This is a genomic window from Arenibacter sp. ARW7G5Y1 (assembly GCF_003201775.1).
Taxonomy (GTDB): Bacteria; Bacteroidota; Bacteroidia; order Flavobacteriales; family Flavobacteriaceae; genus Arenibacter.
In genome coordinates, this window is sequence record NZ_QJJZ01000010.1 from 149540 (window position 1) to 171956 (window position 22417).

The 22417-nt window shown below is 40.0% G+C and carries 12 protein-coding genes; 3 read left to right on the forward strand and 9 right to left on the reverse strand.

Annotated features, from left to right (window positions below):
• Positions 1–17: 17 nt before the first annotated feature.
• From C7972_RS15260 to C7972_RS15270, 3 genes are read right to left on the reverse strand one after another with little or no spacing between them, the layout of a single operon-like run.
• Entirely contained in the window at positions 18–1868 is a 1851-nt protein-coding gene (locus C7972_RS15260; RefSeq protein WP_258364875.1) for a RagB/SusD family nutrient uptake outer membrane protein, read from the reverse strand.
• 13 nt (positions 1869–1881) lie between these two features.
• Positions 1882–4020, reverse strand: a complete 2139-nt coding sequence (locus tag C7972_RS15265) for a SusC/RagA family TonB-linked outer membrane protein (protein WP_146216334.1) — start codon at positions 4018–4020, stop codon at positions 1882–1884.
• Positions 4021–4032: 12 nt separating this feature from the next.
• The gene (locus tag C7972_RS15270) at positions 4033–5022 is read right to left on the reverse strand and encodes a TonB-dependent receptor plug domain-containing protein (RefSeq protein ID WP_110357042.1); all 990 of its coding nucleotides are present in this window, start codon (positions 5020–5022) and stop codon (positions 4033–4035) included.
• A 275-nt stretch (positions 5023–5297) separates the two neighbouring features.
• Between C7972_RS15270 and C7972_RS15275 the strand changes: the two genes are divergently transcribed.
• A complete protein-coding gene (locus C7972_RS15275) occupies positions 5298–6311 on the forward strand; it encodes a LacI family DNA-binding transcriptional regulator (RefSeq protein ID WP_110357043.1) in 1014 nt (337 codons plus the stop codon).
• Between the two features lie 12 nt (positions 6312–6323).
• Positions 6324–7241 (forward strand): ThuA domain-containing protein, encoded by a 918-nt coding sequence (locus C7972_RS15280; protein WP_110357044.1) that lies wholly within the window; start codon positions 6324–6326, stop codon positions 7239–7241.
• A 113-nt stretch (positions 7242–7354) separates the two neighbouring features.
• Here C7972_RS15280 and uxaC read toward each other — a convergent pair whose 3' ends face one another.
• From uxaC to C7972_RS15310, 5 genes are all read right to left on the reverse strand, one after another.
• On the reverse strand, positions 7355–8761 hold the full coding sequence (gene uxaC, locus C7972_RS15285; RefSeq protein WP_110357045.1) for a glucuronate isomerase: 1407 nt from the start codon (positions 8759–8761) through the stop codon (positions 7355–7357).
• Between the two features lie 71 nt (positions 8762–8832).
• Positions 8833–11067, reverse strand: coding sequence for a c-type cytochrome (locus C7972_RS15290; protein WP_110357046.1), 2235 nt, complete (start codon positions 11065–11067; stop codon positions 8833–8835).
• A gap of 243 nt (positions 11068–11310) precedes the next feature.
• A complete protein-coding gene (locus tag C7972_RS15300) occupies positions 11311–11706 on the reverse strand; it encodes a response regulator (RefSeq protein ID WP_110357048.1) in 396 nt (131 codons plus the stop codon).
• A 196-nt stretch (positions 11707–11902) separates the two neighbouring features.
• A complete protein-coding gene (locus C7972_RS15305; protein ID WP_181422904.1) occupies positions 11903–14917 on the reverse strand; it encodes a PAS domain S-box protein in 3015 nt (1004 codons plus the stop codon).
• Between the two features lie 530 nt (positions 14918–15447).
• The gene (locus C7972_RS15310) at positions 15448–17994 is read right to left on the reverse strand and encodes a phosphoenolpyruvate carboxylase (RefSeq protein ID WP_110357050.1); all 2547 of its coding nucleotides are present in this window, start codon (positions 17992–17994) and stop codon (positions 15448–15450) included.
• A 614-nt stretch (positions 17995–18608) separates the two neighbouring features.
• Here C7972_RS15310 and C7972_RS15320 point away from each other — a divergent pair.
• Entirely contained in the window at positions 18609–20516 is a 1908-nt protein-coding gene (locus C7972_RS15320; protein ID WP_110357052.1) for a tetratricopeptide repeat protein, read from the forward strand.
• 345 nt (positions 20517–20861) lie between these two features.
• On the opposite strand, the gene C7972_RS15325 is transcribed toward C7972_RS15320, so the two are convergent.
• Complete coding sequence (locus C7972_RS15325) at positions 20862–22403, reverse strand: RagB/SusD family nutrient uptake outer membrane protein (RefSeq protein ID WP_110357053.1); 1542 nt, start codon at positions 22401–22403, stop codon at positions 20862–20864.
• Positions 22404–22417: the final 14 nt, after the last annotated feature.

Genomic DNA, 22417 nt, shown 5'->3' on the forward strand with positions numbered 1-22417 from the left:
TTAACTCACTACAACTATTATTCTTCAGGTATGGTCGTCAGTGGCGGGATATTATTTTCCGCCCCTGGATAACCTTCGTTTTGATTTATCACTCCCTGTGTATTGGCATTGATTGCCGAAGCGGGGATGGGCCATAGCACATGATAGGGACTCATGGTATATTCATCTCCGTGAATGGTTTTAACCCCCTTATTGTAAAAATCGGTCACTTCCATGATACGATCATACCAAAAATTATCGGTAGAGAAGTTATCCAAACTATAGGTCTTACCATTATAGGCAGCTTTGCCAGTCTTGGCAAAAATATAAGCGATACGTGTCAGTTCGGTTTTTCTTCCCTCCTCGTAGTACAGTTCCCTTGCCCGCTCATCCAAGATATAGGCAATATCCACATCTGCCGCAGTAATTTCATCGGCCTCGGCCCTTCTTCTTACCACATTGATATCTTCTGCCGCTGCGCCTAAATTTCCTTTCCAGAAATAGGCCTCGGCCCTTAGCAAATAAGTTTCAGCCACCCTATACACATACCAATCGCCATGACCACCGGACGGTTTCACATTTAAGGGATCTGGAACGAAAAATTTGTAATGTGGAAAGCCGTACCAATTCCTTATGGTATCTGAACAAAGTGGGGTTCCATTTGGTAAATAAAGCTCCAAATTCTTTCCGTAATATGAGTTTCCTGAACTTTGTAGGCTAGGTGCATTGTACACTAAATCTTCCATATCGTACCAATTTCCCAGCTTATGACGTTGATCGTTATTAGCGTTTTTCCAAATCTCCTTGGTACTATAATGAGTACCCCTATTTCTGCCAATACCCCTACCTATTGCAGTGACCTGATCGATATCTATTCCCGGGGCATCGGACATTCCATTCTGGCCATCAGGAGTATTGATAAAACGCCACCAAAGTGGAACGGCTTGCCTTTGTATACTGGTACCGCCTGAATAATCTCCATTGTCCTCATACCCCAATCTATCTATAACCACCAATATTCCCTCGGTATTACCGGAAATACTTTTGTTTTCCACTCGGTGCAGATCCCAGGTCACATCCTTTTCTGGGTTATCGGCATCAATACCAAACCTGTCCGTTGTTAGGGTGTGGGTTCCGCCATTGATTATTTGTGATGAAGAGGCTATTGCTTCATCAAAATCGCCCAAGGCAAGATTAACTTTTGTCAACAGATGCAAGACTGCATCCTTATTGATATCGCCATTGTTGGCCACTGCATTCACCATAGGCACTGCCATATTGAGGTCCTCCTGCATTTTTCTGAGGATCGTCTCCCTTGCTGTAGTAACAAAATCCAAGCGTGCCGAGGTGATCTCCTCCAATATTAAGGGAACATCCCCAAATTGCTGGGTCAACCTATAATACCTGTAGGCCCTATGAAACAGAGCACGTCCCATAATATCATTTTTCTGAGCATCACTCTCAAAGGTGGCATCATTCAATCTACCAATTACGGTATTGGCATATTTTATGCCTTTATAGAATTCTTCCCAAAACCAACCAATCCTATTGGCATCAGCACTATTGAGCCTAGCATCGGGCAAGATCAGCAAGTTTAAATCCTGGGCAGGACCTGATTTGTCCGTAGTTCCTTCTACCGAGACCTCGGAAAAGATATTTTCCGTAATCATGGGGGCGCCATCTCCGTAAAACTCAGCCCTTAAATTTCTCATTGCCTGTGACAAAAGACTATTGAGCCCTTCTGGCGTATCCAAGGCATTACTGGGCGTAAAGAACGATTGCGGATCTGCATCCAAGAATTCTTCCTCACAACCCGTAAAGGCCAAAGACAGAATTAGGATAAAGCTAAAAAAGGCTTTTCTATAATTATATATAATTTTTCTCATCATTATTATTTTTTTATTAAAGACTTAAATCGATTCCAAAGGTGAAAAACCTAGGTGTTGGCAAACTTGCATCGGTATCAAAATCACCATCATCACCTAATATCCTACCTTCTATATTGGTAGGCTCCGGGTCATAAAAGTCCCAATGAGGTGCATAAACCGCCACATTTCTAACATTGGCATACAACCTAAGACTTTGCAAAGACAACTTTTCAAGAAGGGGCTTTGGAAATCTATAAGCCAATGTAATATTACTCAACCTAATAAACGAAGCATCACGCCAAATGGTAAAGCTTGAACTTCCGTCACTTGAAAACAATCTGGCATAATCATTTATAGGATTGTCAGGTGTCCAATAGGGTGTTTGGATGGAGTTGGTCCTATCTATAAAACCGTTTCTGTTTTTGGCTTCATTAAATACCCTTTTTTGACCCCAATTGGAATAGACCTCAAAAGAAAAATCAAAATTCTTTAGCATCGTGAACCTATTGGACATGGCCCAACTAAACCTAGGTGATCTATGTCCCTGAAAAACATTGTCCTCCACGGTAAAGTCCCCACTATTATCCACATCCCTAATTTTCCAATCCCCGGGAAAAACACCGTATTCGGCAGCTTCAGCAGCCTCATTTGTCTGCCAAATCCCTATGGCTTCCTGGCCCCAGATAACGTCGGTGGCCTGACCTATAAAACGCTGATTGGTAATGTCATCCAATTCGTTCCCATTTTCATCAAGATCGCCATATAACTTCCTGATTTTATTTCTGTTCAAAGAGAAATTAAAATTGGTATTCCACTGAAAATTTTCCCTATTGATGTTTTGGGTAGCCAAGGTGAATTCCAGACCTTTATTTTCAATTTCCCCCAAATTGGTGGTTACATTGTTGAAACCTATAATATTCGGCAATTGTCTGGTTACAATTAAATCGTTGGTAATATTTTGGTAAGCCTCAATAGACCCCTCAACCACTCCGTTGGCCAGACTGAAGTCCAACCCTAAATTGGTAGCCTTGGTACGCTCCCACCTAAGCGCATTGTTTTCTTGGGTTCCATTGTCAAAAGTAGGCACGGTAATAACATTACCCCCGGCATCCACATTCAAATATTTGTTCGCATTAAGCTTGGACAATGCAGTAAACCTTCCAATATCCCTGTTCCCATTTTCCCCATAGGACAATCTAAGCTTAAGGAAATCAATAAATTCCGAATTAAAAAAAGATTCGTTGGAAATGGTCCAAGCCCCTGCTATGGAAGGAAAATATGCCCGTTTATTATTGGCCCCAAAAGCAGAGTAACCATCCCTACGCATGGTCATCGTTAAAAGATAACGGGAGTCATAATTATAATTCAATCGCGTCATCATGGCATCCCCTGTACTGGTCACATCTTCACTCTCGGCGATCTGAACCGTTCCCAATTCCAAGGCACTGTAACCCAGGGCATCACTAGGCTCAAAGGTATTGGCCCTGGCACGGGTTTCATAACTTTGAAACTTCTCACCATACACCAAAAACATTAAATTAAAGGAGTGTTTGTCCACTGTCTTGTCCCAGCGTAAAATGTTATCCAACTGCCATTCATTGATCTTGGTCACTTTCCTTTCCGCCGAGCCCACTACGTTTTGTGGACTGGCCGCTAAGGCATGGTTATAATATTCCTGAAATTCCAAGCGATTGGTATACCCTATTTCATAGGAGAAACCCAGAGGCAACTTAAGCTTGGCATACACCCTGGAGTTAAAGGTATGGTCCAAATCTATACGGTCGTTAAATTTTTGAGCCAAAAATGCGTTAACGGCCCCTGCCCCATTGTCGTCCTGAGGACTTAAGCGAATATTTCCCTCATCATCAAATTCGGAACCCCAGGGGGAAGATCTTTCTATCTGACCCCGGTCGGCTGCAATAAAACCTTCATTACGTTTGGCAAATTGGGTATTCATTCCAACGGTCAACCAATCGGTAATTTTAGCATCCAAATTTAATCGAGATCGCAAGGCTTCGAATTTCTCTCCATCAAAAATGCCTTCATTGGAGGTTCTGCCAATGGACCAATAATAATTTAATCCCCCCTTACGTCCGGAGATACTGGTATTGATATCGTTACGAAATCCGGTCTGCATTATCCTATCATACCAATTGATACTATTTCCTGCCAAGTAATTTTCGATTTACACATCCTGGAACCCAATTCTATTTAACCAGGCCCTGGTTGGGTCACCGGCAGATCCATCATAGGCCAACCATTGATCCAAGGTTACACCGGACGGCAAGTTATTGGGATCGTCATACCTACCTGGATTGTCAATAGTGTTTTGCGGGTTGATACTTTTAAATACATCGGTTCTCCAGTCTACATACCCCTGGGCATCGTATGGCCGCTCCTTATAAGCATCTGTTGCCATACCCACACTGGTGTTGATATTAATGGTAGGCTTATCACTTGTACCTCGTTTTGTGGTGACCAAAATAACACCACTTGCCCCCCTTGCCCCGTAAACAGCGGCAGAACTGGCATCCTTCATAACATCAAGTTTATCTATATCTGAGGGCGCAATATCTGAAAGGTCCCCATTATAGATCATTCCGTCCACTACTATTAATGGACTAGAACCGGCACTAAGACTGTTGTTTCCTCGAATTCGGATTTGACTGGTACCTTTGGGGGAGGCGGAAAGCCCAATACTAAGGCCGGCCACATTCCCTCTCAATACATCGGTCACCGAATTGGTAGATTGGTCCGAAAGAGCGGCGGCATCAACTTGGGATATAGCCCCGGTTAAATCCTTCTTTTTCACCGCCCCATACCCCACCAATACCACCTCATCCAAGGTAGAAGCAGTAGATTGCATAGTAACATTGATTTGGGCGCTACCATTAACAGGTATTTGCTGTTCCTCGAAACCAATATAACTAATCGTTAATATGGCATTTTGGCTGGCCACCTCAAAACTAAAGTTGCCATCAAAATCGGACACTACCCCATTGGTAGTCCCTTTTTCAACAATTGACGCTCCTGGTAGCGGAACGCCAAACTCATCCACAACGGTCCCCGAAACGGTGAAACCATCTTGCCCATAAACGGACATTGAAAATAATGTACAGAGAAGCGTTAAAAGTAATAACGCCCTGCACCTAACTTTTTTTAATGAATTTCTCATACATAAATGTTTAAAGTTGGTTAGTTATTGAATTTTAACCATGACCGGAAAACCCAATCATGGTTGCATTTTGAACAAATCTATATAATTGCAACTTATTACGCAACCGATTGCACTAATAAATTGATGTTTTATAACCAAATAATTATTTTTTGTTTAATAAATCATATAATTAATATGTAATTCCACATTATTTATAACTACCATTCATTTATACTTTAATAATAAAATTTTATTTGTAATATTGTTGCATAGTTTACGCAACAACAATTAATATGGACAAAAGAATTACAATTTACGATTTGGCAAAAACCTTGGGTGTTTCTGCCGGAACCGTAAGCAGGAGTCTGAACGACCATCCGTCCATAAGTCAAAAAACCAAGGATCGCGTAATCTTTATGGCAAATGAACTGGGCTACAAAACCAATAAATTTGCTGTAAACCTTAGCAAACAGAAATCCAATACCATAGGTGTTATTGTCCCTAAGCTCAATTCCATTTTTATGTCCACTGTTTTGGCGGGGATAGAAAAAGTGGCCAATGAAGCCGGTTACAACCTGATTATTAGCCAGTCTTTGGAGTCTATGGAAAAAGAAAAATTAAATGCAAAAACACTTTACGATAGTGGAGTTGATGCCCTTTTGGTATCCTTGGCCTATGACACTACGGACTTTGTACACTTTGCAAATTATATTAAAAACAAAATACCGCTGATATTTATTGACAGGGTTCACAATTTACCAAATTGTTCCACTATTATAATCGATAACAAATCAGCTGGATTTGAGGCTACAGAACATTTGATAGCACAGGGCTGCAAAAATCTGCTACATATTAGTGGCAATCTAAAGCGTAATGTTTACTCCGAGCGACTGAAAGGATTTCAGGAAGCGCTGGCCAAACACAATTTAAAATTTAAAGATGCCAATTTACTGGAATCCGATCTTGCCCCCAGCAGTGTTAAAGAAGTTATTGCGCACATCAAGAGTGTTGACATTCCCATTGATGGATTGTTTGTAGCCAACGACACCTTTGCCGCCCATTGTATTAAGGAACTAAAAAAAGAGAAATACAATATCCCCAGTGATATAAAAATTATTGGATTTAATAATGACCCTATCTCGGAACTGGTCACGCCTGCCCTAAGCACTATTAATTATCCAGGATACGAATTAGGTGTTTTGGCGGGACAAAGTGTTATTAGCCATTTAAATGGGGGTATAGACTTACATCCCGCAAATTCAATTACCCTAAGACATAAATTGATTATAAGAGAATCTACACTTTAACAAATATCTACAATGAACAAAACAATTTACAGCTGGCTTACCTTCCTTTTTGTTGGAACAGTTTTCGCCCAAGGATTAGAAGAATTTCCCATTACAGAACAATGGCTTTCCAAAATTGAATCCCTTGCTCCTTCTGCACCTAGAATTCCTGCAGAAACGAAAAAAATATTGGTTTTTTCACAGCACACGGGATTCTATCATTGGACCATTCCCCACAACGACGAAATGCTGAAAATTCTGGGTAGAAAATCTGGGGCCTTTGAGGTCATCATTGCACACGACATAGACAGTTTTGACAAAAAGAATTTAAAGCAATACGATGCCGTAATCTTGAACAACTCCAATCCGGCCGGACCTAAACGGGACTTGTTCTGGGACCTACTAAAGAAGAACACTACCTTGAACGACAATACCATAGCCAAGATGGCGGCCGAATATGAAAAGAATTTGATGGATTATGTTGCAAAGGGCGGAGGTCTAATGATTCTGCACGGTGCAATCACCGTACAAAACAATTCCAAGGAATTCAGTAGGTTGGTAGGTGGAAGCTTTGACTACCACCCCAAACAACAGGAAATGCATTTAAAGGAGGTGAACCCAAACCACCCCATGGTACAGGCCTTTAAAGGAAAGGGCTTTACCCACGTGGATGAACCCTATTTCTTTAACAATGCCTATTCCGATTATAATTTTAGACCCTTACTGTACATTGAAGCTGATAAATTGGAAGGTGTTAAAAAAGAAGTTACGGACAATACCATCTACGTTTCTTGGATAAAGCGGCACGGTAAAGGAAGGGTGTTTTACAGCTCTCCTTCCCATAACGCCCAAAGCATGAATCATCCGGAATTGCTTCAATTCTTTTTGGATGGTATGCAATACGTTGTGGGCGACTTAAAATGTGATGATAGCCCTATAGGAAAACCATGATCCAACATCCTATCAAGATTATGTCATCCCAAAAAAAATGCGCATCCCAAAGAGATGCGCATTTTTAATTTTATTCTAGAAATAACAACCATGAACAACCAATTTAAAGAGTGCTATTTATTAAAATCAAAAAAGTTTTTAGCGTTATAATAGGATATATCGGAGACAATTTTCCCCAGTAATCTTTCATCATTGGGCAACTCCCCGTTTACCACGTCATTCCCTATAAGGTTGCATAATATCCTTCTAAAGTATTCGTGTCTCGGAAACGACAAAAAGCTCCTGGAGTCGGTCAGCATCCCTACAAAGCAACTTAAAAGCCCCATATTGGATAGCGCATTCATTTGTTTTTCCATACCGTCTTTCTGATCCAAAAACCACCAACCGGAGCCAAACTGCACCTTCCCCTTAACACTGCCATCGTTAAAATTCCCTACCATGGTAGCTATTACTTCATTATCGGAGGGATTAAGATTGTAGATTATGGTCTTGGCCAATTGATCTGTTCCATCCAATTCGTTCAAGAAGCCGCTCAATGCACGAGCCTGCGAAAAATCACCTATGGAATCGAAGCCCGTATCTGGACCCAATTTGGACAATAACCTTTTATTATTGTCCCGAATGGCCCCTATGTGGAATTGTTGCACCCACCCTTTTTTATGATAACTCTTCCCCAAGAACAACAGCACCTGTGCCTTAAAATATTGCACTTCTTCCATAGAAAGTGATTTGCCGTCCATAACTTTTTTAAAGAGACCTTCCACATCATAAGTACCTTCTTCGAAATAATACAATTGTTCCAATCCATGATCGGCCAGCCTACCTCCCTGTTCATGGAAATAGTCGATACGATTTTCCAAAGCAGCCAACAAATCCTTGTAAGCCCTAATATGGATATTGGAAGCTTCGCCCAATTTTTCCAAATAGGCTACATAAGTACTCCCCTGTTCTATGGCAAATGTCTTATCTGGACGGAAAGTTGGAAAAACTTTTGGAGATAACCCTTTCTGTTTAATGCTTTTATGAAATTGAAGGGAATCTATGGATTCGTCGGTAGTACAAAGCGACTCCACCTTTTGTTGTTGCAACAACCCTAGGGTGTGATGGGAGTTTTGCTGCAGTATTGATGAAGTGCGCTCATATATTTCCTCCGCATTATCCGGCCCCAACAATTCCTGTATACCAAAGTAACGCTGAAGTTCCATATGGGTCCAATGGTACAAAGGGTTTCTTACTGTATAGGGCACTGTCTCCGCCCATTTAAGAAACTTTTCCTTATCCGTAGCATTTCCGGTTATATAATGTTCATTTATTCCAAAAGCACGCATGGCACGCCATTTATAATGATCCCCGGCCAACCAGGCTTGACTTATATTTTCAAAAACCCGGTTCCCATCAATTTCTTGGGGCGGCAGGTGATTGTGATAGTCAATTATAGGCAACTCTTTGGCATAATTGTGATATAAGGTTTTGGCAAAGTCGCTTTGCAATAGGAAATCATCATTTATAAAAGTCTTCATCTTACTAACGAATTTAATTTTAATACTTAAACTACCTACTTTGTCATTGAATGCGGACCAGCGGTCCAAGCTTATTTCCCAACCTGCTCAAACAATTCCTTTTCGGTATATTCCATACCGTCTTTAGGCGTTACATTCCTTAATTCTTTTATTTTTTCCGGTTTCAAACCTTTTGGATGAACTGAAAATGCATTGGTCACATAGGATATTATATCCGATATATCCTTGTCGGAAAGATTCTTGTTATACTTAAGGCCTGGCATTTGATGGTTCTCATCATATACTTCCCCCTTAATATTCAGAGGCCCCTTTAGGCCATGGAGAATAATGAGCCCCAATTGTTCCAAATGCGTAGAAATATATTCCGAGCCTACCAAAGGTGGTGCCAATCCTCGGATACCTTCTCCACTGGACGAATGACATGAGGCACATATTTGACGGAACAGAATAGCTCCATTGGTCCTAGAATCCGCTCTTGCAATTTTTGTTGAATAAATATAATTCGGCTTATCATTGCCCTTCCTTTCCACACTCTCATATGTTAGCCTGGCAAGGTCCGAATCCTTAAGGTCTTCCTGTTGTCCCAGTTGGGTGCCAAGAGTTGAAAGAACATCTTCCGATCCGCTGACAATGGCCTCCTGGTAAATTTTATTGTCACTGTATTTATTGGCCAAATCGTACATTAAGGGAAAAAAGACTGCTTCATCGTATTTGGCCCAAATTCCCAATGTAGTTGACAGGTACAGATCCAGCATGGGCTCATCCCTGTACATCACCCCTTTAAAGAGTTCCTTGGCCTTGGACACATTATTTTTAGATGCAAAATCCTCCATTAAAACAATAGCATGGGACGATGCTTCCGGGCTTCCATTTTGGACGATGTTGAATAAGAAATCGAAGGACAGGGCATTGAGTCCCTTCAACACATAAAGGGCGTGTAATTGCGCCAAAGGACTTTCATTGTCCAAAGCCATTTCCTTTAATGCCGGCAGGTTTTCCTGATTATTTTTCTGAATCAAATACTGCTGGGCCCTATCACGCACCCATCCATTGGGATCCTTCAAGGATGCGACCAATTGGGCCCCTGACAAAGTCTCCAGATCAGGAATGCTCCTCGCTGATTTGTCTTTGCTTCGAATCCTCAAGATCCTACCATAGTCCAGTATGGTATCCAATTTCTTCTGTGCCGATAATTTTTTCAAATACGGGCTCAAAAATGCATAATGTTGTATTACACCGCGATGCATATCCACAACATACATATTCCCATCGGGCCCTGTTGCCAAGTTCACCGGACGGAACCCTTCATCCGTAGAGGCCAAAAACTCCTTGCCCTGCCAAGCTTGCTTGGCCTCAACCCGATCTCCATAAAAAGACAGGACATTTCTTTTGATCAAATTGACTTCCGGAACACATACAAAAACATTCTGATCGTAATCCTCAGGAAACATCCCGCCCCTATATACCAATGGACCACAGGCAGCAGTAACATTCACCAATAAACTATCCTGGTTTAAAACCCCTTCTTCATATCCCCGGTTTACAGAGGCCGCATGAAGTGGATAAACACGTTGATCCTTGGTCAATGCCTCATCCACCCCTTTTTGGGGAATAAAATACTTGTTCCTGATCAATCTATTGGGCAAAATATGATCGCCCAATAATTGAGTGGAATTATTGTTGTAATAAAGCCTTCCGAAATTATCATGGGAAATTCCCCACTGCCCTCTTTGGGTAGTAGGTTCCTTTTTCCACACGCCATTCTTACGCTGATATCTAAAATTGGATTTGGCATTATAGATCCAGTTATCCATATTCATCATTAATCCATTGGGCTGATGTTCAGGATTACCTACGGTAGCGTAAAGCGAATCTACAAGTACCCGGTTAACCGGTTTATCATTCTCAATTTCCACAAACCACAAGTTAGGGGATTCCGCATACAAAAGCCCCCCATACACCAAAGCCAAAGCTCTAGGCATCACCAAACTATCCAAAAAGGTTTTGGCGTGGTCCATAATTCCATCTTCATCAATATCCTCAAGAATTTTAATGGATCCACTTGGCAAATCTTCCCCATCCCCTTCCAAATTGAGCATAAATCCAGTCATTTCAGCGACCCAAATCCGTCCCTTGGAATCGAAATCTATTGCGACAGGTGCTGTTAAAAGGGGTTCGGACGCCACCAGTTCCAGTTCAAAACCTTCTTCCAACCTATAATCCTCAAAGGAAATCCGAGGTTCCTGGAAGGAAGGTTTACATGCAATAACAATAAGCGAAAGGAAAAAACAAAATGATAATCTCATTAATATTGGTAGTTTGTATTCTGAAAGTCTGACAAGGGCACTAAATTAATACAGAGGCTTTTAAAATACTAATGGATTAATATATATTTGGCAAAAAACAGACCATCAGCACAATACGTTATATTTTTGGAGAGTTTTACAGTTATTGCACCATAGAAACCACGACTAAAGTCATCGGCATACAAAGTATGCCTTGCCTCTTGAATGTGCAGTGGATTTTGAGGTTGGAAGGCATGCCTCCCCCTAGCCTTCAATTTCTTGGGCCAGTTCCCTAATTTTGACATCCGTCAAAGGTTTAGCTATAAAACCATTGACCGCGTTATATTTACTGGCGCGTTCCATATCCCTGGAATCTACAGATGAACTTAAAATATAGATTTTAACGTCTTTTTTCCCGGACAATTTACCAAACTCTTCCAAAAACTCCCAGCCGTCCATAATGGGCATATTCAAATCCAAGAGAATAACCTCCGGCAACCCTTGTTCCGATTCTATTAGGGGGATTATTAGGTCCAGAGCTTCTTTTCCGTTTTGACAGATAAGAAAATCAGAGGCAAAATCATTATTCCTTAAAAGAATTTTAGAGCCAAAAATAAATATGGGATCATCATCAATTATGCAAATCGTATTAGTCGTCATTCCAGTGTCTATGGTTTATTAATGCTCTTAAAAAACCCAAATCTTCTTACTCTATAGAATTGGTTAACTACTAATATAATTGATTTTTATCAATTTATTACCTTTAATTGATGTTAACAAATTGGCATCTGTTAAATATTACGACTTTCATGTTTTGACAAAATCACAATTACAGAACAACAAAATGGATTACATCTTACAAAACAATTCTAAAATATGTTGTGAATTTTGTACCCTGGTTTAATGTGCTTTCCACTTCGATCCACCCCCCCATGGCTTCGATTTGATTCTTACTGATAAAAAGTCCGATACCCCGTGCTTCAGGGTGATTGTGAAATGTTTTGTACATCCCAAAAAGCTTGGAGCCATGTCTGTCGAGATCGATTCCAAGTCCGTTATCCTCAAAACTTAAAAAAGCATATTCCCCCTTTCTTCCACTGGTTATGTTCAACTCCGGCAATCGTTCGGGAGATTGATACTTGATAGCGTTTGTAATAAGGTTTAGAATAATACTTTCCAAATAGGCATGCACCGCCAATACATTGATATTGGCATCTACCGCCAAATGTATTGTAGCACCGTTTTTCTTGACCAACGGACCAACTATCTTCATGGCATTCTGCACCCTTTTTAGTAAATTTTGGGAAGTTAAGGTAGAACTCACTTTTGAATTTATCTCCACAATCTCGCTTAGCTGGTGGATAGTTTCGTTCATATTATCCGAGACCAGTTTAATTTTGCGATAATATTCATTTTCAACTATTCTGGGATCCTCTTGCAAGACAAGGTCCAAAAGCATCGTAATATTGCTTGTGTGCGATCTTAAGTTATGGGAAACAATATGGGCAAAGTTGATTAGACGATTGTTGTGCTCCGTCAAATTCTCGGTCAACTGCTTCTTATCGGAGATATCCTGGATTTGGGCCACGAAATGTATGAGTTCGCCCTTGTCATTCTTTACGGCCGCTACGGCCTCATAAATCCAAATATAGCTTCCGTTCCTATGCCTACAGCGCTTCTCAGCTCTAAATCCACTCTGTGTAGCAATGGTACTTTCAAACAATTGCCTAGCTCCTTCCAAATCCTCCGGGTGCACAAAATCCAGCACCGTTTTTTCAAGAATCTCCTTTTCCCCATAACCCAATATTTCACAGATTTTTGGATTGGCCTTTCGCAATCTACCATTCAAATCTATGACAAGCATACCTATGGCGGCATGTTCAAAAGTTTGTCTTAATTCCTCTTCTTTTAGTGCCAAATCCCTAGTCATCCTAGTGGATTCGTCAATATCTTGGAAAAAACCGTATAGCCTAACACATTTTCCATTGACCACCTCCGGGATGCCAATGGTCCTTGACCAAAAAACCTTATTGGTTTTGGTAACTACTTTCAGCTCACGATCAAAACCCTTGCCTTTATCCATGGCCGACCTTAAAGCCTCAATGATGATTTCGCGATGTTCCCCTTCCTGAAAAAATGAATAGACCTCCTCCAGTGTAGGAACATAATCTTCTGGAACCCCTACCATCTTTTTTATGGTCGGACTCCAGTAAACGGTATTATCCCCTAAATGGAGCTCCCAGATTCCGATCCGCACCGTTTCATTGATGCGCTGCATAATTTCGGCATTATGCGCCAATAACAATTCGTTTTGTTTGCGTTCGGTTATATCTTGAATTTGGGATACGAAATGAATTACCTCCCCCTGATCGTTGTGTATTGCGGACATAGATATGTTTGCCCATATTACCGATCCATTTTTGTGAAAAAACCTATGTTCCAGTCTTATAAACTTATGTATGCCGTGGAACAGTTCCTCAATATATTCCCTATTAATCTTTAAGTCGTCCGGATGGGCAATGTTCACTAGGTCCATTTCCTGCAATTCAGGCTCATCGTACCCAAAGATTTGACAGAAACTCTTGTTCGCCCTTAATAATTTATTTTCATTATTTATCAAGGCCATGCCTATGGCCGAATGATTAAAGGTTTGCCTAAATTGCTCTTCCCTAAATCTAATTTCCAATTGGACCTTTTTAATTTCATCAATGTCCTGTATAAGTCCATACAGTTTTGCACTCTCATTGTCCCTGTGCTCGGAGACCCCAATTACCCTTACCCATTTTAGGTGTCCGTCTACAGTTTTTAATTGTAACTGTTCATCAAATTCCATAGGCTCTTTTAGAGCCTTATCCACTATTAACTTAATACGCTGCCTATGAACACCTTCCGAATAAAAATTCAATCCTTTTTCCCATGTTGGTGCATATTCCCCTGTTACGCCGTGAATTTGTTTGGCAACCTTACTCCAAAATACAGTACCTTCCTCCTGATCAATCTCCCAATAGCCAATTTTTGCCGTTTCACTGGAGCGTTCAAAAAGGTTCTTATATTTTTCCACCAACAGCTCATTGGACTTCCTATAGGTAACGTCATAATGTATGCCGGAAATTATTTCTGGTCGTCCCTCGGCATCTACTTTTGTAATTTCGCCACGACTAAGTATCCAGACCCAGTTACCATCTTTATGGCGCATTCTAAATATTTGCTCTTTGGTCTTTTTCCCGTCTATATGTGCCTTTAGGGTATCTACAAGAATCCCAATATCTTCTTGATGCACAAGGTTCAAAAAACGATCATGGGTAAAAGGTTCCAGCTCTGCCAAGGTATAGCCTATCATCTCTGCCCAGCGTTCATTGTAAATCACCATCCCGGTCTTCAGGTTGCTCTCCCATATTCCTACATTGGCACCCTTGATCACATTTTTATAATAGGTCTTTTTGGCATTTATATTGATTTCGGTCTGCTTATATTTTTCAATGCTGAGCGCCACCCCTAAAAGGCCGTTGCCATTCCGGGAATCCTCGGACACCGACCTACCCCTAAGATTGAACCATAAGGAATGCCCTTCTACGTGATTCAGTCTTACATCAATGTTGAATGGGGATTTGCCTTTTTTGGCTATATGGATTTTATAGGCATTTTGAAAAATCTCCAAGTCGTCGCCATGTATCAATGACAAAAAATCGACTGAAATAGCGTCCTCATCCAACTGTGGGGAATAGCCAAGGAATTGGGCCAGTTTATTATTTACAGCACCATCTTCCGGATTTTTCACATCCCAACGCCATAGACCATCAACACAGCTCTGCTCCACAAAATTGACAAAATCACCTTCCCTCTGCAAAAGATCTCTAAAATCAATTTGCATAGTAGTATTATAGTTTTTAGGCATAAAACTTCCTTAAAATAAATAAATAAACTTCCCTATACGTTCTCCCCACGCCAAAATTATATTAAAATCATGGCACTGTAGACAAACCAATTTATTTCATTAATGCCTGTACTAGACCAATATGGTCCAAGCACACACTTAGTACCTTAATTCAATTGCAACTAAAAAGGAGAGGGGGGTACCTTGTAGTCGTAAAATATTCCCTAAAAATTGACCTGAAACTTTGCAGACGCAACTATTTCAGTATCAAATATAAACAAAGATATGCTTACGGCTTACAACATGTAGTGGATTCCTAGTTAAATAGCGTCCTTTCTATGTAATCCTTGTAGGGAAAAACAATAAACCACGAGTAAGGAAGTACATTTTAAACTCCCTATACAAACGTTTTTAAGGGTTGAACCATTTTCAAAATCAAAGAAGGGTCAAGAAATAAAGTGGGCACCAATCAAAGATAGTACAATACCATTGTTCTTGACCCCAGACCTATCAATAGATCCAATATATTAGGCAGAATTTCTACTTGCGTTTATATTACCGTACAATGACCTAATTACTATTTTCTCATACAACTCTTTATATTCTGTGTCCTTACTCATTTGTTGAAGGGCAAATTGCTGGATTACCAATAGCGGCAATACTATATTTTCCCTAATTTTAACCGATTCCCTTGAAACCGACTCTTTCTCCATCAAAATTTTGGAATCCGATATAAGCAACAACATTTCTTTGGACAGAAGATATTCCTCGTAAAGAATGTTCCAAAATTCACCATATTCCTTGTCATCTTTCATGTAGCTGGTCAATTCAAAATAACACTTGGCCAAAGACATCATACTATTGAGCATCAGGGCCTTAAACAGCGGCACTTCTTTGAACAACTTTTTCAGTTCCTCCAATCTTCCTTGGTCTTTTAAAATCTTAATAGCCGTTCCAATCCCAAAGTAGCCCGGAACATTTTGTTTAAGCTGACTCCATGAGCCTACAAATGAAATGGCCCTCAAATCCGTGAGTTCCAGTTTTTTCTTATGGCCTCTTTTACCTGGCCTACTCCCAATATTTGCCTTTTGGTAGTATTTTAAAGTACTCTTGTTTTCCAAATAAGCAATAAACTTGTCATGATTCTTTAAAGCATCGTACTTCTCAAAACTTAGATCCGACAACGATTCCAATAATTGTCTTGATTCTTTGGAAATAACATTTTCCTTTCCAAACAAATTATTGGAAAGACCTGCCGTCAACAATTGTTCGGAATTATGGATAAACTGCTCCTTAGTGCCGTAGGTACTGGTTATAGTCTGCCCTTGAATGGTCAGTTGAATTTCATTATTGGCAATATCCTTTGTCTGTGCGGCATAAAATCTATGGGTTTTTCCCCCTCCACGGGCCGGAGGTCCACCACGTCCGTCAAAAAATATAGCCTTTATATTGTTCCGATCGCATACGGCAGATAATTTTTCCTTGGTTTTGAAAATTTCCCAATTTGCTTTCACATATCCACCGTCCTTGGTACCATCTGAAAAGCCGAGCATAATAGTTTGCTTATCATGGCGCTGGGCCAAATGTTTTTTATAAGCGGGAAGGTTGAACAATTCTGTCATTGTATTTTCGGAACTTTCCATGCCTTTCATGGTTTCGAACAGGGGAATAATATCAAAGGTTATCTTATCCGATTCCCAACCACACCATCTAAAGAGTCCATACACAAAAAGTACGGAAAAAATATTCTCGGAATTACTAATAACATATCGGTTACAACCCTCTTCGCCATTTTTCTCCTGAATCCCCCTTAATTGTAGAATATTTTGGATGGTTTCCTTAACGATATCCTCGTCATAATTCTGTACTTGTAGATCTATATCCTTATGGATTAAAATATCTATCAATTCCTGCTTATCCAATTCCCCAATATTCTCCGAAATTAATCCGTTCGCCTTTAGGATAGCCTCTACCACCTGGGTGTGAACACTATGGTCTTGCCTAATATCCAAGGTGGCAAAATGTGTCCTGAAGATCTTAACCTTATCTATAAGATGATCCAAATCCTTTAGATAGAGCTTATGGTATTTACCAATTAGCACCGACCTTATCTCAAGAAGGGGTTCAATAATTTCATCATAGCGCATAACCGTATTGGCATCGAACATAGTGTTGTACAAGCGCCCCCTTAAATTGGAAATCACGTCCTGTAGATCCCTAAAGGTCAGTTTTTGTTGTAAGTTTTTTACATCGTGATAATAACATTTCATTAGGGTAATTCGCAACTCATCGGCTACGTCTTTGGTAATACTGGAGGTTACAAAAGGATTCCCATCCCTATCCCCTCCTGGCCAAAATCCCAATTTCATGATATTGTGATTGTTGAAATCCATGTCGCCAATATTATCCTTGATATAAGCATAAAGCTCCCCAACAGCATCATAATATACATTTCTTAGAATATAAATTATGTTTTTTGCCTCATCCAAGGGTGTTGGCTTTTTGGCATTGATCAAGGAGGTGAGACCCAATTGTTGTAGCACCAGATCAATATCATTGATTTTGTTCTCCAAAATAAGGTTCCTTAAATTTCCTATGATATCCAGGACGGCCGGAGTATAAAACTGGGTAGGGTGGGCCGTTAAAACGATTCGGGCACTAAAGGTCGACAGTTTTTCCGATATCTGGTCCCAACTTTTATTCTTGTCCACCAATTGAAAATAATCACCAATAGTAAGGGAACTACTGTGCTTCTGGAGCTGTGGAAAAGCAGCGTCCTCAACGCTATCATACAATACTACCTGTCTTTCAACATACTGAATAATCCTGAACATAAAATCTATCCTGTCCTTTTCCGAATCAATATTGGCATAGTTCTGAAAAAAGGCATCCAAAATTTCTTGGGGATTTTTCCCGGATTTCAATCCCGTTTCGGCCTGATGCAGCAATAATGGTATTAGCATTCCTACATTTTCAATATTTCGATAGGGCAAATTAAGAAACAGGCTATTATAAATATTGAACTTGTTCTGTACCGATTTTTTAAACTCGTCTAATCTCTCTGATTGAAGCATACATCTTTAATTACATTCTACATAATCATCGTTCCAATATTATGGGAACATGAATTTCAAGCAATAAATATCGGCATATTTTTAGATTTGAAGGTGGAATAATGTGCCAAACATCAAAATTTAATGGGGACACCTCATAATCAATAGACTTGACAACAATAATTTTAAACACGGAATGTAAGGAGGTACATTTACATTGTAATCATTAAAAGTAATTTTTTCATTTTCATATAGTGTTCTCGTAAAAGAGCTTTGTCTTACCGGCAAGGCTCTTTTTAGTTTGGCCCTATGGAAAACCCAACATATTAAAACGGAAGGCATACAAAAAGATTTCTGCTCCTTACCTCCCCAATACTTCCTGCCTCGTGCCAATAAAATGGCAAGCAATGCAAACCTTTGCACAATTAACACAAACCTATCTTAATATTTACATTATATTTAAATATCTATTCATATATTTAACAATACTATATTGCATATGATCAAGGGCCCCAATCTATTATAGGCTATGTAGGCACCACTCTTGAGGTGGTCTCCACAAATAAGACAAATTTGTAATCAGGGTCTCCCAAAATCAAAATCCCCAAAGGCAATTGGTATAAAAAAAACAAACCATGAATAACTTAACCAAAACCTCATTCCCGATTATTTTCTTTTTATTATTCAATCCCTTAAACGCAAAAGAAACCTCAAAAGATTCTGTAGACTTTTATTTAAATGCAGTTCATAATCTTGTGCACAATAAGAATGACTTCAAGGAAAATTTTTTGGATATTGAATTTTTACTCGACAAAAATAAGAATGCCCAAGGTAAAGAAAAGGTGCTGACCTTATTAAATCTATTCACCGTCTACATCTATAAATCCGCCGAACTGGCCAACACTTATAACGAAAAGGCCATGTTGCTTTCGGAGAAATTGGCATTTAAGGAAGGAACTCTCAAGGCAAACTATAACAGGGCCTATTTTTTGTTCGTCCTCGGTGATTTTGAGGAGTCCATGAAAAAGGTCCTTGAGGTTCAGAAAGTAGTTGGTCCTAGCGCCTACCCCGAGATTTACGCCGATATTTCAACCTTAAAATCATACATCCATTCAGAAAGGGGGGAGTATGACAAGGCTTTGGAAACCGGTCTAAGACTTTTGGATAGTGCAGAAAAAAGCAAAAACGACTATCTTTTAATGAAGGCCAATTCCGCATTATCCCATTATTATTTAAGAATTGAGAACTATTCCAAATCCCTTAGTTACTGCCTAGAAGGCCTACACTACATACTTAAACTTAAAAAAACGCAATATATATACCCGAAAATAGATGAAATTGCCCGCATGACGGCAAAATTGAACGATCCCAAGGGGGCCCTTAAAATTTATGCCTTTTTTCTGGAAATAGAAAAACAACTGCCCCCCGCAGGTAGCTATATATTGGCATCGGTACATAGCAATATGGCCAATATTTATATGTCCGTTGGAGAACACGAAAAGGCATTGACACACATTTCCAAAGCCTTGGAAATTAATTTCGAAAATAATTATCTTTTTAGGATACCAAGGGCACTTACCGTACAGGCCGAATTGTATTTGCAGATCAAGGACACTGCACAAGCCATATCCAATTATGAAAAAAGCATTGAAGCTGCAGAAAACATTGATGCTTTTGATGTTGTAAAGCGAAATAGTTATGTTTTGGGCCAACTATATGAGAAAACCCACCAACTTTCCAAGTCGGACGATTATAAATCCTTGTACAAAGCCATAAACGATTCATTGTTCACCAATGAAAAGGAGCAAAAAATCATTATTCTGGAGACCAAAAGAAAAATAAAGGAGGTTTTGCAGAATAAAAAAATACTGGAATTGGAAAACAAAGCCCAAAAAGCAAAATTCAGGGCCATTATCATGGTTCTCGCATTACTATTCATTATCAGTACTATTTCCTTGTATTCCTATCTGAAGGTAAGGAAGAAAAACAGGCTGCTCTTGCTAAGAACGATCGATCTGGCAGAAATTCAGCTAAGGATGAGCGAAAAGATCAATGGATTTCAACATATGGAAACCCAATGGTCCATTGAAAGAAAAAGCGCCGATATCCCTAAAACACAGCCTAGATTGGATAAGGATATCAAGAATATTATTTTGACCAAATTGGAAAAACTGGAAAAGGAAAACTTTTTCTTGGACCCGAATTGTAATTTACACCAACTTTCCGAACAACTAAAAACCAACCCCAAATACCTTTCCCAAGTTATAAATCAGGAAAAAAAATCCAATTTCAACAATTACATCAACGAATTAAGAATAAACTACTTACTCCCCCTACTACTGAAGAATATAGAATTCAGGAACAGCAAATTAAGTTACATAGCCTTTTCCCTGGGTTACAACAATCTAAACACCTTTAATGCGGCTTTTAAAAAGAGATTGGGCATTCTTCCGTCCAACTTTATAAATGAACTTAATAACGCCTTTGAAGTTAAAAGCAAATCTCCAGCGCTACCTTCCTATAAACTAAAAAAGATTGGATAGAACTCCATTATTTCAGTTTTAACCTTTCTTATTGCTTTTATCACCCTTCATTGCCAAAGCTACTGCCCTCCACTAACAGTCCCCTAGGATAGGAACCGGTAACGCAATATAATCGTTATAAACACTCCTGGGAGATCCAAATAAACAGACTGTCAAAATTATTTCCATTACCATAAAGGATCTCTGGGGATAAGGCTTAACAGTCCTAATATAACCAACCCAAAACGCGCAAAAACAAAAAGGCAGCACCCACAACGGGTACTGCCTTTTAAAATTACTAAACTAATTAACTCAAACAAAAATTTTAATCCATATAAACAAAGGATTTAATCCTTTAAAAGGTTATTAATTATAACCGGGATTTTGAGGTGTTAAATTTGGATTGTTGATCATTTCCTGTTCCGGAAGAGGAAACAACAAATGTTTCTCTTGCAGTGCCTGGTCCGAACTAAGGTTAACATGTCCTACAAAATCATCAAATGTCCCTGTTTCGCTATTCAGGACTTTTCTTAGGCGCACCATGTCGAACCAAGTAATCTGTTCGTAGCACAGCTCATGCCACCTTTCCTTCCATACCGCCTCCCTCAAGGAAGCTTGGGTAAAGGCTCCTAGTAAAGGAGTTGTCAACTCTGCACGATCCCTTATCCTGGTCAGGGCATCAACTGCGTCTTGATTTGGACCCGTGGCCTCATTGGCCGCTTCGGCATAGATCAATAATACCTCAGCAAAGCGAATAATAGGCATGTTCAAATTGTCCTTGGCAGTCCCTGGAACGCCAAATGTACCATTGGCAATAACATTAAAGTGCTTAAAAACATAAGGTGCACCTAAATCAAATAGGTCACCACTACCATTGGTATAATAGCTGCTATAGAACCAACCTTCACGGTCTACCGCCCTAAGATCACCGGCCTCATAAGAGTTATAAAACTCGATTTCAGGTACAGTACTACCCGTTCCAGATGGCCCCCTATAGGTTACAGGTTGGAAATTGGGAAACATATTGCCCATAGGGTTTCCTGCTACTTCATCATTGTATTGCAGGCTAAAGACATGTTCTACCATATTGCCCAAAGTTTCATCGTGTACTTCCGCGTAGGTATCAAATAGGTCCAAGGGTCCTGCATTATCTATAACCTCTTTGGCCTTACTGGCCGCATCGGCATAGCGTGCCGTTTCGTTAAGTGGATGTCCGGCCATGGTAAGATATACCTTTGCCAACAAGGACTTAACCGCAGCCTGGGAAACCCTACCACTCTCATCCGTCCAGGACAGGCCTGCACTTTCTGCAGCCACTAGATCAGCTACGATCTGGTCGTATACCGCCTTTTGAGGACTACGGGTAGGATTAAAGTCTTCTGAAGTGGCACTCTGTGGCAAAGTAATCAGAGGAACATCGCCCCATAACCTAACGGCGTAAAAATAGCCCCAAGCCCTAAAAAATCGTGCCTCTCCCAAAACTTTGTTTTTCTGGGCCTCATCCATTTCTATGTTAGGCACATTTTCAAGTACCAAATTGGCATTGGCGATAAGTTTGTAAACTCCTCGCCACCAATTCCTGACATGCAAAGTATTTGCATCGTAGGATAGGGAATATAGGTTGTTCAAATCCGAATTCTGGGCGGTTTGGGTGGTAGAAGTACCTGTTGGGGCTTCCAACAATTGCCAGTTGGAGGAAAAAATCCCAGCACCATCACCTACAAACCTAGCATCCGCATAAACGGCCGCAATTGCCGATTCCGCATGTTTGGCCGTGGTGTAAAAACTGTCCGGAGTTAGATTTGATGGATCGGATTCATCCAAAAAATCGGAACAACCCACTGTTGTCAGCAACATTAGCGAACAGAGGTAAAACTTTCCAATGTGTTTAGTTATATCAAATTTCATAATATCTTATTTTA